The sequence below is a fragment of the Photobacterium alginatilyticum genome, assembly GCF_009910675.1.
Lineage (GTDB): Bacteria > Pseudomonadota > Gammaproteobacteria > Enterobacterales > Vibrionaceae > Photobacterium > Photobacterium alginatilyticum.
Window position 1 is genome coordinate 63853 of the sequence record NZ_RSEJ01000010.1, and the last position, 17895, is coordinate 81747.

At 46.2% G+C, this 17895-nt stretch carries 11 protein-coding genes; 7 read left to right on the top strand and 4 right to left on the bottom strand.

The genetic code is table 11. The features are described from left to right. Positions 1–242: 242 nt before the first annotated feature. From EIZ48_RS11275 to EIZ48_RS11285, 3 genes are all read left to right on the top strand, one after another. On the top strand, positions 243–1697 hold the full coding sequence (locus EIZ48_RS11275; RefSeq protein ID WP_160651134.1) for an HD domain-containing phosphohydrolase: 1455 nt from the start codon (positions 243–245) through the stop codon (positions 1695–1697). A gap of 265 nt (positions 1698–1962) precedes the next feature. Then, positions 1963–3933, top strand: coding sequence for a tetratricopeptide repeat-containing diguanylate cyclase (locus EIZ48_RS11280; protein ID WP_160651137.1), 1971 nt, complete (start codon positions 1963–1965; stop codon positions 3931–3933). Between the two features lie 198 nt (positions 3934–4131). Continuing rightward, positions 4132–6825 (top strand): EAL domain-containing protein, encoded by a 2694-nt coding sequence (locus EIZ48_RS11285; protein ID WP_160651139.1) that lies wholly within the window; start codon positions 4132–4134, stop codon positions 6823–6825. A gap of 92 nt (positions 6826–6917) precedes the next feature. On the opposite strand, the gene EIZ48_RS11290 is transcribed toward EIZ48_RS11285, so the two are convergent. Continuing rightward, a complete protein-coding gene (locus tag EIZ48_RS11290) occupies positions 6918–7406 on the bottom strand; it encodes a L,D-transpeptidase family protein (RefSeq protein ID WP_160651141.1) in 489 nt (162 codons plus the stop codon). 494 nt (positions 7407–7900) lie between these two features. Between EIZ48_RS11290 and EIZ48_RS11295 the strand changes: the two genes are divergently transcribed. Beyond that, positions 7901–8758: a GNAT family N-acetyltransferase gene (locus tag EIZ48_RS11295; RefSeq protein ID WP_160651143.1), complete on the top strand. Its 858-nt coding sequence runs from the start codon at positions 7901–7903 to the stop codon at positions 8756–8758. A gap of 127 nt (positions 8759–8885) precedes the next feature. Here EIZ48_RS11295 and EIZ48_RS11300 read toward each other — a convergent pair whose 3' ends face one another. After that, complete coding sequence (locus EIZ48_RS11300) at positions 8886–10133, bottom strand: NADH:ubiquinone reductase (Na(+)-transporting) subunit B (protein WP_160651145.1); 1248 nt, start codon at positions 10131–10133, stop codon at positions 8886–8888. A gap of 559 nt (positions 10134–10692) precedes the next feature. Here EIZ48_RS11300 and EIZ48_RS11305 point away from each other — a divergent pair. From EIZ48_RS11305 to EIZ48_RS11315, 3 genes are read left to right on the top strand one after another with little or no spacing between them, the layout of a single operon-like run. Further along, complete coding sequence (locus EIZ48_RS11305; RefSeq protein WP_160651147.1) at positions 10693–12063, top strand: cytochrome ubiquinol oxidase subunit I; 1371 nt, start codon at positions 10693–10695, stop codon at positions 12061–12063. Positions 12064–12071: 8 nt separating this feature from the next. Continuing rightward, complete coding sequence (gene cydB, locus EIZ48_RS11310; RefSeq protein ID WP_160651149.1) at positions 12072–13070, top strand: cytochrome d ubiquinol oxidase subunit II; 999 nt, start codon at positions 12072–12074, stop codon at positions 13068–13070. Further along, positions 13070–13183 carry a DUF2474 family protein gene (locus tag EIZ48_RS11315; RefSeq protein ID WP_192928549.1) on the top strand — a complete coding sequence of 38 codons (114 nt, stop codon included), beginning with the start codon at positions 13070–13072 and terminating at the stop codon, positions 13181–13183. The genes cydB and EIZ48_RS11315 overlap by 1 nt, the downstream gene beginning before the upstream one ends. Before the next feature lie 104 nt (positions 13184–13287). On the opposite strand, the gene EIZ48_RS11320 is transcribed toward EIZ48_RS11315, so the two are convergent. Beyond that, positions 13288–16482 (bottom strand): efflux RND transporter permease subunit, encoded by a 3195-nt coding sequence (locus tag EIZ48_RS11320; RefSeq protein WP_160651151.1) that lies wholly within the window; start codon positions 16480–16482, stop codon positions 13288–13290. Continuing rightward, positions 16482–17579: an efflux RND transporter periplasmic adaptor subunit gene (locus EIZ48_RS11325; protein WP_160651378.1), complete on the bottom strand. Its 1098-nt coding sequence runs from the start codon at positions 17577–17579 to the stop codon at positions 16482–16484. The genes EIZ48_RS11320 and EIZ48_RS11325 overlap by 1 nt, the downstream gene beginning before the upstream one ends. Positions 17580–17895: the final 316 nt, after the last annotated feature.

A 17895-nucleotide genomic window follows, 5' to 3' on the forward strand; every position in this document is an offset into this window, starting at 1 on the left:
GGTAAGCCCTTGGATTAATGCGCCTTGGGGATGTTTCTTATCATTTGAGTAGAACTGGTGAGTTACAGGGTCACCTTTGGCGGTGTGATGGTGTTTGGTTATTGACGAGGATTGAGATAGTAAAGCACTTAGGCGGACCATTTTTTTAGTAGATGCCACGTCACTATTGGATGACTTAAGTGAATGAAATGTTTTTAACATTTAGTTACACTGAACCAAATTCATACTAACAATAAGTAGCGATGAATACAGAACAACAACTGACAAAACGAGCTGCGATTCATTACACGCTTGCAGCAGGGATTTTTAGTTTGTATGGCGGGCGGGTATGTCCTTTTCTCGATACGCTTTCGGGATGGCAGGCCGGGCTCTACGCCTTGGTGACATTTTCGCTGATGTTTGCGTTGCGCTCGTTATGGATCAAAGCAGGTGACAGCATTCATTGCGTGACCAAGAACCTGGCAATTTTCGCCGTGGGGGCAATTGGCCTGTCCGTCTGGTACAACGTTTTTCATGACTTCCCCATCGAGAGCAGCTTTAAGGTCTTGTTTGGTATTGGCAGCCTGGGTGTGCTGATCAGCCTGGATCTCTCTTTGTATAGTCAGATCTTGCATTATCCCAAGCAGATCAAAGCGTCGGAGCTGGCGGGTATTCAGAGTTACCGCCATTCACTTGCCTTTCAAATGGCAGGAATGGTGATATTTGTGGTTACCTTGCTGACAACAATACTGGGTATGCTGATGCTCAAAGATGTCCGTTGGCTGGCAGAAAACATTGCGGTGACGGGGCCGCATTCTGCGATTGTCAGTATCGTCAAAGAGTTTGTCTATGTTGCCGTTGTTCTTGTTACCTATACCGTCTCTATTATGTACCAGTGGCTGAAGCTATTGCGATTATTGTTAGTGAACCAGCAGCAGGTGCTAGAAGAAGCAGCCAAAGGGGATTTATCTGTTCGCGTGCCCGTTGTCCAGCATGGCGAGATGGGGACAATTGCATATTATACCAATGAGATGCTGATCCGACTGGAGAAAAGCTATGATGAGGTTAATCAGACTCGCGATGTAGCTATTGTCGGGCTATCGGCTCTGGCTGAATCCCGTGACAATGAAACAGGCGCACATATTTTGCGAACGCAAGAGTATGTCAGGGCGCTGGCCAAACGGCTCAAGTATCGAGATGCTTTTCGTGATTATCTGACAGATGAGCGGATAGATTTGCTGTATAAGTCGGCTCCACTGCATGATATCGGCAAAGTTGGGATTCCGGATGCGATACTGCTCAAGCCGGGTAAACTCACTGACGAAGAGTTTGAGACCATGAAAACGCACGCCCTGATCGGAGCTGAGTCGATTGCAACAGCTGAAAAACAAATGGGAAGCTCGACCTTCTTGTCTCTGGCGCGTGAAATTGCACTGACTCACCACGAGAAGTGGAACGGAAGTGGCTATCCGGCCGGATTAGCTGGAGAAGAAATACCGTTGTCAGGCCGGTTGATGGCATTAGCTGATGTCTATGATGCCCTGATTTCGAAGCGAGTGTACAAGCCTGCGTTTAGTCATGATAAGGCCAAGACAATCATTCTAGAAGGGAAGGGGACACATTTCGATCCGCAAGTGGTCGAGGCCTTCTTAGAGTGTGAAAATGAGTTTGTGGATATTGCGCGAAATTATCAAGATGAAGAGGCGATGGCCGCTTAGTTAATTATTCATGAAACATATAAGTGCCCGCTTTTTTGCGGGCTTTTTTATAAATGAATTTTTAGTTGCACCTTATTACTTTAATTGTGATTAGTCTTTATTGTCAGAATTAGATACTAAGTTGATGATGACATCGGCATTTCTTGATATTGATTGACAAATTAAAAGGATAGAGATTGTATTTGTAATACAATCTCTGGTACTAATAGCCCCCGATGGAATGTTGTGAGGGAACAACGACAATTACTAATCTATAAAGAGTTTTATGCCTGAGCCTTCAAAGTTGATAGCGCGTTTTTCAATTCTATTAATCATGCTTGCTGCTATGACGTTTTCGTGTCGTTCAATAGCAGGCCAAGACAGCGATCAACCCTGTACCCATTTCTTGAAGTCGATATCAAGCGATAAGGAACAGCCTTTGCTGGATCTTTATGTACAGTCTTTTATTGCACCTAAAAAAGCAGAGCAGCGCCTACCAGCGGTGGAAAGAAAAATCGATCCTACTTATTCCTCATTAAGACAGGCGATATTTTTGCTGGTTAAGTACAACATTGAGCAGGCTGAAGGTGACAATGATATTAAGGCAATGAGTTATATTCGCGAGCTAAAGCAGCTTGGCGAGAAAACTGGCAGTAAATGGATGGTCGCCGAGGCGTGGTTGGCTGAAGCGGCTGAGCTGGTGGATAAGCGAAACTACGAACTGGCGGAATCAACGGTTGCTGTCGTTGTCGATCTGGCGAGGGAGCTGGAGTATTCATCCTTGCTTGCCCGTGCGCTGAAGTGGCAGGGAAATATCTATATTGACCGTTCGGAGTATAAGCAGGGGCTACAGAGCTACCAGAATGCGTATGAGATATTTCTCGGGTGTGGTGACAAGTTGCAAATAGCCCGCGTTCTATCAAATATTTCAACGGTTTATATACGTATGGAGGAGTGGGACAAAGCTGACCACTACCTGAGCCAGGCGTTGGATATCTATCATGAGCAGGCATTTTCCAATCCATTTGCCGAGGCAATACTCCATATCAATGGCAGCGTTATTACAAAGTATTTAAATAGGCCGGACGAGCGGGTTGCTCATATTAGAGAAGCGATGAAAATGGCTGCAAAAACCAGCTCTTACCGTGTGAAGCTGACAGCCCTCATGAATTTGTCTGCCATGCAACAGGATCATGGTATGCCTCAGAAGGCGATGGAAAGCTCAATAGCCTGCCTTAGGTTGGCAGAAACATATAACGAGCCCCGTGGTATCGCCAATTGTAATGAAAGCCTGGCTGAGTCGTATTTGCTGTTAAATCAAACTGATCAGGCCCTCGAACATGCCTTTCTTGCCCTGGATACCTATGAAGAAAGGAATAATCGCAAGCGCTACATCTACGTGAGTAATATTATTGCTAATATTTATGAGGCATCGGGCGATTTCGAGCAGGCTCTCAAGTATTACAAACAGTATGCAGTACAAGGCAAAGAGTACTTGTTTGATGTTAGAAGGAAAGAGCTGTTTGATTTACAGGAGCGGTTTGAAGCGAAAGAAAAAGAACACGAAATCGTGTTGTTGAAAACGGAAAATGCCTTGAGCTCAGCACGCCTAGCAGAGCAGGAAGCCCGTGAGAACATGCTAAAGGTTGGTACGGCATTAATTTTGATTGTGCTGTATTTACTTTATCGTCGCTACAGCAGTATTAGCCGCAACAATATTGCTTTGGAGCAGTCAAATGCGGAACTGGCCACCCAGTCGATGCAAGATCCGCTAACTCGTCTTAACAACCGTCGTTACCTTGAAAGGTGGCTGACAACCATTTCTTCAAGACCCGAGCAAAGAGCCGCTCTTGTAGTATTGCTAGATATTGATCATTTCAAATCTATCAATGACAAGCTGGGACATGATGTTGGTGATCAGGTTCTGATCTTGCTGGCTCAGCGAGTAAAAAAAGCATCGTGCAGCGGGGATCTGAGTGTTCGCTGGGGAGGGGAAGAATTCGTGTTGATAATCAATACCCCTGAACATGAAGCAGATAACATTCTGGCCTGCTTAAGTTCGGCAATTGCTGACACAGCTTTTTCTACCAGCGCCGGAGATATCACTGTTACTGTTTCTATGGGAGCAGTATTTACAGCGTCCCAGCAGCAGTTGCAAAGTGAGTGGGATGCAATTATGGTGGTGGCCGACAAAGCGCTGTACAGCGTAAAAGCGGCAGGAAGAAATGGATACAAACGAGTAAATTACCCATGTTGAGTACACGGTTTACGGGGTATTATTTACAAATTGCCGTATTTCTTCACTATTAGTAGCGCCCGTGATTTGTTGCGCCTGCAAAGGGTAAATTGATATTCTTTGATGGAATGAAACTGCGACTGTTAATGGAAAATGAGAATAAAAACTCTTGCACCTGCCAAGCTAAGCACAAGAACGGCTCTATTATTTGGAGCAGGCTTGTTTGCGATTGCTGCTATCTGCTTGTTTTGTGCCCGCTATTTTTTTCTCATGAACCTAAATGATATCGAACGACAGCAAATCCTCAAGCATAGCTATCAGGCCAAAGCCGTTATCGATATTCTTGTCCGAAGCCAGTCTGAGCGATCATATGACTGGGCGAACTGGGATGAAAGCTACTACCTTGTGACCAAAGGTGACAATGCCTACCGTGACCGAAACCTGAACTACGATGCGCTGAAAAATCTTGAGCTTGACTTGATGCTGTTTGTTAACAGGGATGGACATATCGTTGAAAGTTCGATGGCTAAGGTACAAGGGCGTACAACTAAAGTATCGGCTGACTTCCTTAATCAGTTACTGTCTGCGCAAGGTATTGGCGTTTATCTTGATGATTTAATCCAGGGGCGGCTCCCTGAAGAATATGCCAAATCAGGCCTTATTTCGGTTTCGGGTAAAGTGCTGGTCATTAGCGTGACTCCGATACGTACCAGTCTCGCTGATAGTCCTGTTGGAGGCTGGCTGATTTGGGGGCGTTATCTATCGGCTGTTTTTCCCAGTCAATTCAGGGAAGTGCTCTCCGCCGAAAATACGCTGGTTGCAGTGACACCGCAAGACAGTATAGAGGGTAAGCTGATTCCTCTTACTCAAATTGAGAATAACGGGAAAGATCTTGCTGCATGCGTTGTGCTCAATGATTTCAATGGTAATCCATTAGCTATTCTAAAAAGCAGCCGACCGCGAACTATCTATCAGGAAGGTAACCAGCTTATTATTTGGCTGGCTGCAGCCATGCTTATTTCTGCAGTGATTACCGGCGTAGTGACTTTGCTCGCGTTTCGCCGAAAAGTGGGTAGCCGTTTTATAGCGCTGGAAAAAGGACTTGAGACCCTGATCCGGGACGAGTACAGCACCCCGATGAAAGTTGATGGTAACGATGAGTTCTCGATGGTAGGCGAGGTTATTAACCAAATCCTGACAAAATCATCCCATACCGACTCAGCCCTTAATGATGTTGCTCAAAAGTTTGAAGCCTTGTATCGCACCAGCAACCTTGGACTGGTCATCGTGCTTGATGGTCAAATTGTTGATGCCAATGATACGTTAGCTTCTATTTTGCACTATCCGTCCGGTCGGGTACTTGTCGGTCAGCCTTTACTGAATATCTGTTCGGAATCCGGTGATCAAAGTGGCAAGGTCGATGCCATGTATCAAGCTGTAGCCGCCGGACAAAGACATTTTGATATGGATATGCTGGCAGCAGATGGTAGTTTGATCGCCTGTAAGTTAGAAGTGACTCCCATTAAACAACAAAATGGCGAGGCGCTGATGCTGTCCGTTAAAGATGTCAGCCACCAGAAAAAGCAGGAAGGGTTGATAAAACAACTCGAAAAATACGACACGGTGACGGGACTGGCCAATCGTCAGACCCTTTATAAACTGTTATCGAACAAACTGGCTGATAAACAGCAAGGACCGCAGGTAACTTCACCTGCGCTGATTTATATCCGGATAGAGCGGTTTAATATTGTCGCTGGTGCATTCGGGCACCAAATGGCCGATGAGGTGCTGGTGGCCGTTGCCAGAATGCTTAAGCGTGTTGTCGGGAGGGGAACCCTGGGGCGTGTGGCAGACAGTGAATTTGCCTTTGTACTGACTGAAGGCAGCCGTTTTATGCCTTATCGTCATGCCAAAGCCATTATCGAAGCGTTGCATGAGCCGTTAATGGTCGAAGGTGTCGAAGTTCAGCTAACCGTCTCAGTGGGCGTTGTGCTAACGACCAAACAAATTTTGTCCGCAGATGAAATGATGAATGCCGCCGAATATGCAACCTACCGTGCGGGATTGAAACCTTCACGGATTCAGCTGTTCAACCATCGTATTGCGGAACAGCTAAAGAGTCATATTTTGATTCAGCGAGATATTGCCAAGGCTATTCGCGATGGCAGCATCTATCCTAAGTTTCAGCCTCTAGTGTGCGCGGCTACTGAAGAAATATCTGGTTTCGAAGCATTGGCTCGATGGTACCATCCGGAACTTGGAGAGGTGTCACCGGGCCGGTTTATTCCGATGGCGGAGTCACGAGAAATGATTATCGCCCTTGGTAGCCGAATTTTGGATAAATCCTGCGAGTTCTTGGCGCAAGTTAATCGTCAGCGTCGGGAAAATGGTTTAGCGCCATTATCGGTGCATGTGAATTTGTCGAGTCCGCATTTTTCACATTCCCAGCTACTTCACCAGATACAGTCTGTGCTTGAGCGACATCAGATTGAGCCTGAGAATCTGACGATAGAAATAACTGAAAGCATGTTGATAGGATCGACCAAGCAGGTTATTCACCGAATGCAGGTAATTAAAAACATGGGGGTCAAGTTGGCACTTGATGACTTTGGAACCGGCTATTCGGCGTTGAATTCACTGTGCGAGTTTCCGCTTGATGTCGTCAAGCTGGATCAAAACTTTGTCAAGCGCATTGGTGTCGATGACCAAGGGGAAATACTCATTAGCAGTGTGGTGAGCATGTCTAAGGCTCTCGGGCTTAAAATGGTGGCTGAAGGGGTCGAAACCGAGCAGCAAAAGAAAGCGTTACAGGGGTTGGAGGTCGAAGAGCTGCAGGGGTACTTTTTCTCCAAGCCTTTGTCATATGAAGAGAGCTTGCGTGTTGCGCTAGATGGGCGTGTGACGCAACCATAAGGTGATGCAAGTAACAAAGGCAATTGTGATAACTCTCCGTACTCCAATCCTTCTGGCTGACGGAGAGCTATTCCAAAGTAAGTAGTGACTGGTTATGGTGCTATTTGAATTGGTGTACCGTCTGATACATACTGGGCAATTTCTCTGATTTGCGGGTTGTTTACTGCAATACAGCCTCGGGTCCAGTCTACGCCTTCGTAGACAAGGGGCATGTTCTTTCCATTTGGCAATCCGTGAATAAAGATATCTCCACCAGGATCAACACCGAGTTGCTGTGCTTTCAACCTGTCTTGCTGGTTAGGATAATCGATATGCAAACTCAGATGGAACTTACTTTGCCTGTTTCTGAAATCAAGCGTATATAAGCCTTCTGGTGTTCGGTTATCTCCCCTTTTTTGCTTATGTCCAACAGGTTGCTTACCTAAACTGATAGTATATTCGCGAAAGACGGTATCGTTCTTTATCAGGAACATTTTCCGCTCTGCTTTTTTGACTAACACCAGATCGGCGGTTGGTCTATCACTGAATGCCATTACGCTTTGCGAGGCGACGACTAATAATATAAAAAGTAACTTTTTCATTAACTGCTTAATATTGTTATAAATTTATTGTGTAAAATAATAATGGAGTCTTTAATAACGAATAAGAAATAGAGTAATTACTTCATAAGCATCCTTGCTGATATTATTTCGGTAAGCCTTATGGCCATCAATAATGGTTATTATTGTTTTTGACATTGCTCTGACATGGCTGACTTTAGTCAATGTAATATAAATTATCAATATTTCATGTACCTTTTATGAGGTGATATTGATCCCAAACTTGTTGTTTTAATTTCAATGTATTGAATTAAATATAGTAATTATTTTGCCGATAATAAGGTAAATTATTGTCACTTTTTTGGCGTCAAAATATTGACCGCTAGCTGCCGGAATAATGCCGAAAAAACGTCAAAACTTCTCACCGAATAACTCATACATCACAACTTTGCTTTATGCCATGCGATGAGTTTGGTTAACTTTGATATGATAAATAATCAAATGATTGCTTATTTTCATTGGCAAGGTTTTATTTAATGCAACAAGATCGTTATCAGGTTTATCATCTGGAAGAGTCGTCATTTCAATTAAGTCAGTCTTTTTCCTGCTGGCAACAAGTTGTTCAATGGGCGTTAGAGCTGGAGCTTAATAAAAAGCAAAAATGGTATGTTGTTGATATACATGCGGATGATAATTGTGAAGATGTATTCCAAATTGATGCTTTCGGGCTTTTGAAACCGACAGGCCACTGTGCAGGTTCTTTATATGAACAAGTAAGATTATTGTCGCTACCTGCATTAACCCTGGAGGGAGTGATAGAACCGTTGGGGCTGACTGACGGAGTGACGGTTCTAAAAACGCTTGCTGAAGCTAGTTATGAAATCCAAGTGCTGAATGGCAACGATGGTATGAGTACCTTTGCTGCTGAATCAAGCCTGCTGGAAGCACCTTTTCAACGTCAGTATCAATCCGACAATGATGTAGCATTGCTTGTATATTGCCATGACGAGTTGATTGCTTCGGCACTTTTCAGCCGTTATATCGAAGACCATCGCTTTCCGTTCCATTCATCAGAGCTTTGTTATGAGCTCTCATTGCATACTGTCTATGTATTGCCTGAATACCGCTCTCTGGGGATAGCGACTAGCCTGGCAAACAGTATTGTAAATATTGCTCGTAAAGACATGCTGAACCTTCATCATGTGCTGCAAGGAAAGATCAGGCTGAAACCCTGGTTTTCCGCCTTGGCTTTGACACCGGGAGGGGAGGCGATTTGCGATATCCTGAGTGAAGCGTTTGTAGAAATGAATGACGACATCATCGAAGAGCTCATGGACGAAGGTATGGCGATCAGCTATCAGGACCCGGTTATTTTTGTCGAAGGCATGGCTTAACACCTCCCATAAGTGAGCCTGCACTGAGACCATTGTTTGTTCAGAAATCATAGCTTTATCGGTTCCCCGGGCACGCAAAGCAATTGAGTGCCAGAGAAACCAGTTACGTTATAAACCAGCTACGTAATTATAACGAGTGCGATCTTCGTTTTCTTCTGGTGATATTGGCCTGAGTGACAAAGAAGTCAAATATCGGTGCAAAGAGATTGGCAAAGAGAATCGCGAGCATGATGCCTTCAGGGTAGGCCGGATTTATCACTCGAAGCAGAACCGTCATAACACCAATCAGCACCCCAAATGCCCACTTTCCTTTGTCTGTAAATGCCGCCGACACCGGATCGGTAGCCATGAAGAACATACCGAATGCAAACCCGCCTAACACCAAATGCCACCAGAATGGCATTGAAAACATAGGATTAGTTTCCGAACCAATGAGGTTGAATATTGTCGAGGTGATGACCATTCCCAGGAATACACCGGTAACAATGCGCCATGAGGCAATACCCATGGCAATAATCATGATGCCGCCGATAAGCAGGGCCAGTGTAGACACTTCGCCAATGGAGCCGGGTAGATTGCCAATGAATGCGTCCATCCAGCTAATTGAGTCGCCGGTAGTGTTATGAATCAGTGACGAAGGACCGCTTTCGGCCCATTGACTGAGCGCTGTCGCCCCGGTATAGCCATCGGCAGCCACCCAGACTAAGCCTCCAGAATGTTGTGCTGGATAGGCAAAGTAGAGAAAAGCCCGCCCGGCGAGTGCGGGGTTGATAAAGTTTCGACCTGTTCCCCCAAAGACTTCCTTGGCAACAACAATACCGAAGGTGATTCCTAAAGCCGCTTGCCACAACGGAGTGGTAGGTGGAACGATGAGGGCAAATAAAATTGAAGTGACGAAGAAGCCTTCGTTGATTTCATGCTTGCGTATGACTGCGAAAAGAACTTCCCAAAAACCACCGATGATAAAAACGGTGAGATAAATTGGCAGGAAGTAGGCAGCACCTAATAGCATGCGGCTGCCCCATCCTGCACTGTCGGCAAGAGACCCACCAAGCGCAAGGCTTGTCGCATAATGCCAGTTAGTGTCGGCAAGGGTGAGTATTTGTTCAAGAGAGTAGATTGCATTAAGTGCAATAATCGCCTGGTTACCAATATTGTACATCCCCCAAAATAGGGCAGGGAACGTTGCTAACCACACCATAATCATGATTCGCTTGAGATCTATGCTATCACGAATATGGGTGTGACCTTTGGTGATCGTGCCGGGTGTGTAGGCGATAGTTGCAATGGCCTCATATAATGCGTGCCATTTTTGATATTTCCCTCCGGGCTCAAAGTCCGGTTCCATTTTTTCAAGAGTTCGTTTAAAACTCATAAAGTGTGCCCTCACATCAAATACCAAAATTCAAACGTAAGATGACGTGCCAGTAATTATCATTACTAACAAGGGCTGAGTGGTGGTTTAATTTATATCTATACGCTTAACTAAGGGTAATGGCAAGAGAAATATTTGATTGATAAACTCTAAAATGTCGATAAATATATTCTATCAAATTGCTTAGTAATAATATGATTAATTATCATTGGCTTATATTTTTTTGTCAAGTTAAGAAATATATTAATGTCATCATTGGTGTACAAATTCAGAGAGGTAGCTTATTCAGGTGCTTTTATTGTGCTTTTATCACTATAGGTGGTTTATTAATATTCTTAAGTTTTTGCATTGTTGTTTGTCAAAGGATGAAGAGACTAATAATTAGGTAGTTACAAAAATAATAAAATGCCTAATGATAGTTAATAGTGTTAATCGTACTGAAAAAACTCCACAGTTGAACCATAATTTAGCTTTGCTCGTATTAATAGAATAGAGCTTTTATGACATGTACTACCTGAACCGGGCACCACGATACGTTGGTTTGGGCTAAGGAGCAACTATGAATGAACTCGCAGTTGATCTGGCTAGGTTCCAATTCGCATTTACTGTTTCTTTCCATATCATTTTTCCGGCGTTCACGATTGGCTTGGCGAGCTACCTGGCTGTGCTGGAAGGTTTGTACCTAAAAACAGGCAAGCACAAATACATTGAGCTTTACCATTACTGGATAAAAATCTTTGCTATCAGCTTCGGGATGGGCGTTGTCAGCGGCATAGTGATGAGTTATCAGTTTGGTACTAATTGGAGTGTATTCTCTGACAAAACTGGTCCCGTGCTCGGGCCCTTGATGGGTTATGAAGTCTTCACTGCTTTTTTTCTTGAGGCGGGTTTTCTTGGTGTGATGTTGTTTGGCATGAATCGCGTCGGGAAAAAATTGCATTTCATGTCTACGGTCATTGTCGCATTCGGTACCCTGTTCTCTGCATTTTGGATCCTTTCCGTTAATAGCTGGATGCAGACACCGGCGGGCTATTCAATGAACGAGCTTGGCCAGTTCATCCCCGTAGACTGGTGGGCAGTCGTTTTTAATCCATCTTTTCCCTATCGTCTCGTTCATATGGTACTTGCGGCCTTCTTGACGACGGCCTTTGTCGTCGGAGGGGTCGGTGCCTTTCATCTGTTGCGCTCTCAAAGCAATCATCTGGCGCGAACTATGTTTTCCATGGCAATGTGGATGGCCGCGATTGTCACTCCGATCCAAGTCATCGTGGGGGATCTTCATGGCCTGAATACGCTTGAACACCAGCCCGCAAAGGTTGCCGCAATGGAAGGGCACTTTGAAACCCAAAAAGGGGCACCATTAATTCTGTTTGGGCTACCTAATGAAGAAGAGAAAACCGTTGATTACAAAATCGCGATTCCGCATCTCGGTAGCCTGATCCTCACGCATGAGTGGAATGGCGAGGTTAAGGGGTTAGATGCGTTTCCCGAGGATGAACATCCGCCAGTCGCTATCGTTTTTTGGAGCTTCAGGATCATGGTCGGGATCGGGTTTCTGATGCTGGCAATCGGCCTGACTAGTTTGTGGTTGAGGAGAAAAGACGAGCTTTTTCATAATGAGTGGTTCCACCGCTGCTGCGTTGTGATGGCTCCGACTGGCTTTGTCGCCATTATTTGTGGTTGGGTGACGACAGAAGTCGGGCGACAGCCATTTACCGTTTATGGGTTACTGAGAACCATAGATTCCATTTCACCCGTTAACGCTGCTGCGGTAAGTGTGTCGCTGGCGGCATTTGTTGTGGTGTATTTCACTGTCTTTGGTGCAGGCTTTTTCTACCTGCTCAGGCTGATGCGTAAATCGCCGACCAAGTACCAGGCGGAGCTGAAAGGCCAATCGGCTGTATCAACCACAACTGACTCAAGGCTATAGGAGGACATATGGATTACGCATTGATATGGTACATGCTCATCGCCATTGCGGTTTTCGCCTATGTGGCACTTGATGGATTTGATCTCGGGATTGGGATTTTGTTTATTGCCGGTGATTCAAGCAAAGAACGAGATCTGATGATGAACAGTATCGCACCGGTATGGGACGGTAATGAAACCTGGCTGGTGCTTGGCGGTGGCGGTTTGTTTGCCGTATTTCCTTTAGCCTATGCGGTGGTAATGCCTGCCTTGTATGCTCCGTTGATCATGATGTTGCTCGGACTCATTTTTAGAGGGGTCGCATTCGAGTACCGTTTCCGGACCCGGCGCGGACAATTTCTATGGGATAGCTCGTTCTTTATTGGCTCACTGATGGCAACCTTCACCCAGGGCATGATGCTTGGCACCTTATTGCAAGGGATTGAAGTGGCTGACAGGCAGTATAGTGGCGGCTGGTTCGACTGGTTCACACCCTTTAGCGTTTTCTGTGGATTGGTCACCATAGCGGCTTACAGTTTGCTTGGTTCTTGCTGGTTGCTCATCAAGCTGCCGAAACCTTATCAAAGTCGCTATTATGCGACGGCAAAGCGGTGCGCCTTGATAATGGTGATCATGGTTGGGATCCTGAGCTTGTGGTTACCATTGGGTAACAGTGTCATCGCCGATCGTTGGTTCTCGTTTCCGCAGGCATTTTTGTTCTTGCTGATCCCGGCAGGGTCTGCATGCCTGGTGTATTTACTGTTTAAAGATCTGATAGAACATAAACCCATCAAGGCGTACCTGGCTAGTCTCGGGCTCTTTCTGCTCGCTTCGTTGGGCTTTGGTGTCAGTACCTATCCCTATATTGTCCCGCATAGTCTGACTTATGCCGAGGCTGCTGCGCCTGATACCAGCTTGAAATTTCTGCTTGCCGGCGCGGTCATTTTGTTACCGCTAATAATTGCCTACACGGCTTATTCTTACTGGGTGTTCCGTGGCAAGCTGAATGAAGATGAAGGGTACCATTGATGATCAATCCGTGCTTTAAACGCTGGCTGTGGTTTGTTGCGTTGTGGTTTTGCGGCGTGTTGAGTTTGTCACTGGTCGCGTTACTGATCCGCTGGGCCCTGAGCATCGGCTAGCGCCGGTTTATTTAAACGGCTTGCTAGTCTTACCAATTGAGAGGCTGTTATTCGTGCACCTTGTTGCTTCAAGGTGCACGGAGTCATAATGAAAGGAGAAGTGGCTAGTAAGCTAGCTCCCTCTTCATAGAATTATCTTCTGTCTTTGTTGATACGTCTTCTTCTTCCATGATTTCAATCGTATCGTCGGGCCTGAAGGGGGGCTGTTGCTGACTCTTTTGCTGCTTATCACGCCCTAACATGAGCAGGCAAGGTGTCAAAATCAAGGTAAGCAAAGTCGCAAAGGTCAGGCCGCCAGCTACTGCTGTTGCCAGCTGTGACCACCATTGGGTACTGGGCGCACCAAATTCCACTTTTCTGTTTAGCAGGTCAATGTTCATTTCCATGACCATGGGCATCAGGCCCAGCACCGTCGTGATGGTGGTTAACATCACAGGACGTAAACGCTGGGCACCGGTATGCATTATGGCAACCGTTTTTTCATAGCCTTTTCGGCGTAACTGGTTATAGGTATCGATAAGAACGATATTGTTGTTGACCACAATACCAGCCAGCGAGATAACACCAATTCCAGACATTATGATGCCAAATGGACGCTGGAAGATGAGCAAGCCGAGGAAAACACCGACGGTTGAAAACAGCACGGCACTTAAAATCAGCAAGGCCTGATAGAAGCTATTGAACTGGGTGACAAGGATCAGTCCCATTACAGCCAATGCGACAACAAAGGCTGATTGCAGGAACTGAGAAGACTTATCCTGATCCTCGTTTTGCCCTCGAAGTTTAACATTAATATTGTCAGCTAATGGCATACCATTGATAGCAGCCTGAACCTTAGGAAGCTCTAAGCTCAGGTTATAACCGGGAGCAACGTCTGCCATAACTTCCAGTACGCGTTTTCCGTCAGTACGACTGATCGTGTGTTGTTTTGGTGATGGCGCAATACTGGAGAAGTTGGTGATCGGAACCAATCCATAGAGCGTTTTTATCCTCAGTTCATCAAAGCGGCCGATATCACGCTTGTCCTGTGGGTAGCGCACAAGTATATCGACTTCTTCATCAGTATCGTCTGGCAGATACTCACCAATTTTTAAGCCGTTAGTAACAAACTGGACAGTATTACCGACAAGCGTGGCATCGCCACCAAAGCGAGCAGCATCATCGCGGTTTATTTTGATTTCCCAGTCGATCCCAGCCTTGTTACTGGAATCGGAAATATTGGTGAAGGCGGCCTGAGATTCTACCCAATGGCGGATCTGCCGTACGGCTTCGGTCATGTTGGTGCTGTTGCTTCCTGCTACCTCAATGATCAAATCATGCTCACTCGGCGGACCAGCATTCGGTGATTTGAACTCCAGTTCAACGCCGGCCAGATCATCGGTTTTAGTCCGAAGATCGGCGATAATATCCTTGATAGGAGCACGGTATTGCCAGTCTAGCGGGTTAAGTTGTATATAACCGATTTGATCTTCCCCGCCTGTTCGGGTGTACACACTACTGATCCCCGCTGTACCGATGATCCTCGCTTCTATATCGCGCATCAGCTTATCTTTTTCATAAATCGATAAGTCACCGTGAGAACGCACTTTAAGTGAAAAGTGGGGAGGATCCACTTCCGGGAAGAATACGACACCGAGTCCAGCCTTCGCATAGCCAAAAGCAACGAGTACAGCGAACAACAGGGCACCAGCAAGTATTTTTAAGGGATGGCGAATTGCGATAGCCAGACTGTTCAGATAAAGCCGGGTAAGCCCTTTGGCTTGATTGAACTCACCTCGTTCGAGCGCCAACTTCCGTTGAAGCTCTTCTTTATTGTTCTGTTGAGGTTTGCCGATGACACTGCCCACGACAGGCACAAACAGGAGCGCCATAATTAGGGAGGCACTTAGTGTGGCTATCAGCGTTAATGGCAGATAACGCATGAACTCACCGGTAATATCCGGCCAGAACAGCATGGGGGCGAAGGCTGCCAGGGTCGTTGCTGTTGAGGCGGTAATTGGCCATGCCATGCGTTTCGCCGCTTCCTGGTATGCCTGCTTGCGTGGGGTACCTTCCAGCATTCGCCTGTCGGCATACTCAGTGACGACAATGGCGCCGTCTACCAACATACCGACAGCCATGATCAGGGAGAACAGAACAATAATATTTACGGTGAGCCCGCTAATAGCGAGTATGAGCAAACCGGTTAAAAATGAGCCGGGTATTGAAATTCCTACGAGCAGGGCAGTTCGGGAACCGAGGATTGCCAGTATGACAACCACAACCAGGACAATTGCCGACATGATATTGTTTTGCAGGTCGGCAAGCATGATTTTGACATCTTTAGACTGATCGAGGGTGTACTCAACCAGCAGGTTATCCGGCCACATTGCCGTTTGCTGGGCTTCCTGAACCACAGCCTTGACGATTTCGACGGTTTCGATGATGTTCTCACCGCTTCGTTTTTTTACGTCGAGGACAACAGCAGGCTGCCCGTTAAGGCGGGCGAAACTGTTTGGATCACGAAATGAACGACGTACTGTGGCGATATCACCGAAAGTGATGACTTTATTGCCGTCCACCTTGATGGGCAGTTCAAGAATGTCTTTGAGTGAGTCGAATACCGAGGGAACCTTGACAGAAAAACGGCCATAGCCGCTGTCAATAAACCCGGCCGCGACTACGCGGTTATTCCGCGACACAAGGCTGAATACATCATTTTGGTCAAGGCCGTAGCTCTCCATCAGCAGGGGTTCGACAACAACCTCTACAACATCTTCCCGGTCGCCGGCAATATCAACTTCCAGTACCTGACGGTAGCTTTCCAGCTTGTCTTGTAACTGTTGGGCAATTTGGATGATCGTTCTTTCAGGAACAGTACCGTAAAGCACCATGGATAGGACCGGATCAAAGCTTGCTATAGTCACTTCTTTTACGATCGGATCATCGCTATCGGCAGGCAGCTTAGTTTTGGCGGTATCAACAGCTTCACGAACATCGACCAATGCCTCGTCAAGATCGGTCCCGACATTGAACTCAAGTACCACAGAGGCATAGCCTTCAGCAGCCGTTGCTTTCATCTCCTTGATACCTTCAATCGAGCGAAGCTCTTTTTCTAGTGGACGAACAAGCAGCCGTTCTGAGTCCTCTGGGCTGATCCCTTCGTGCGAAACAGAGGTATAGATGACGGGAATGGTAACGTCAGGGTTCGCTTCCTTGGGAACCACCTGATACATAATGGCACCAGCAATCAAGATCAGTATCAGCAAGGTGATCATGGTGCGTGTACGGCTTAACACCGCATCGATAATTGCGAACATTATTCATTCTCCGCCTGATGCACAGCAATGACGTTATCACCTTCTCGTACAAAGCCCTGACCGACGGTAATAACATCAACCTGATCGCCAACGCCGCTGAGCCACACGCCATCGGGTTCGACTTTCACAATTGCAATAGGAACAAAGTTGACGCGGTTATCATCGGCAAGGGTCTTAATGCCCAGATTGCCAGACTCGTCAAGCGCCAACATAGAAGGTGTTACTTTGATCGCCAGTTGCTTATCAAGTTGAAGTTCGACATCCGCACTGACACCGGCCGTTAGCTTCATATCCGGGTTCGGGATTTCGATTTCAATGGCGAAGGTGTTGGTTTGTGCAGAGGCAACGCTTGCCTGATATCTGAGTACTCCCTCGGTACTGTAACCATCGAGTAGTGAAATGCGCGCTTTCTGCCCGGTATGGATTTGCTGGATATGGCGCTCGCTGACATCTGCACTTATTACTAGAGGATTGAGATCAACCACGGTTGCGACAGGATCGCCAACGCCAAGGTAGTCACCTTTTTCGATATGGAGCGTTTCGACAATACCGTCGAACGGCGCTTCAATCAGGGTGTTTTCCAGTGCCAGTTCCAGGTTTCTTACCGTGGCCTTGGCATCAATCAGTGAAGCTTCTGCCTGGCTAAATGCTACTTCGCCCTGTAGCCCACGATCGCGAAGCGATCTTGCCGCGTTGTGTTCCTTCTCACGAACCATTAACAACGCCTCGGCTCGTTTGAGCTGTAGCTCACGGTCCGCTTTATTGAGCTGGATCAGTGGCTGGCCTTCGGATACTCGCTGACCTTTACGGACTAGTAGTTTCTCTACGGTACCTGATACCTCGGCCCCCAAGGTGGCCTGTCTGTCTGGAGCCGTACGTCCGTACAAGGAAATAGATCGTTGGGTAGGCTGCGATTTAAAGTTAGTCACAACAACTTTTGCTAATGGGGCTTGTTCTTTTTCAGCAGGCTGAGTAGCTTCAGCTTGTGGTGCCGGTTCGCTTTCGGAGGTACCACTAAGCAGCCACAGCCCAATTGCAAGCAAGATAGCAAGAGAGATGATCCAAGGTTTTTGGGAAAGGAATCGGCGAACTGACATCATATATCACAATCCTTGTGTGGCAGGTTGGACGATATCGAATGGATACAGTCCATAGAAATTTAGGTTGAGCCAATCGGCAGCAATATGACGCTCATATTATCATCATTGAATATCCGCTGGTGGTTTCACATCTAATAACGATGACTGATAGAGTCTTCCACCATTTGGATTAACTCTCTTATTATCAATGTATAAGTTAAAGTTATTGGATGATCTTCCTGAGAATCATTCTTTTTTAGAAGCATATCGCTTTCTAGGTTGATTTTTCTTATGAAATTTGCCTCATTTAGGGTGTTTTTTTCTTTTTAAACTC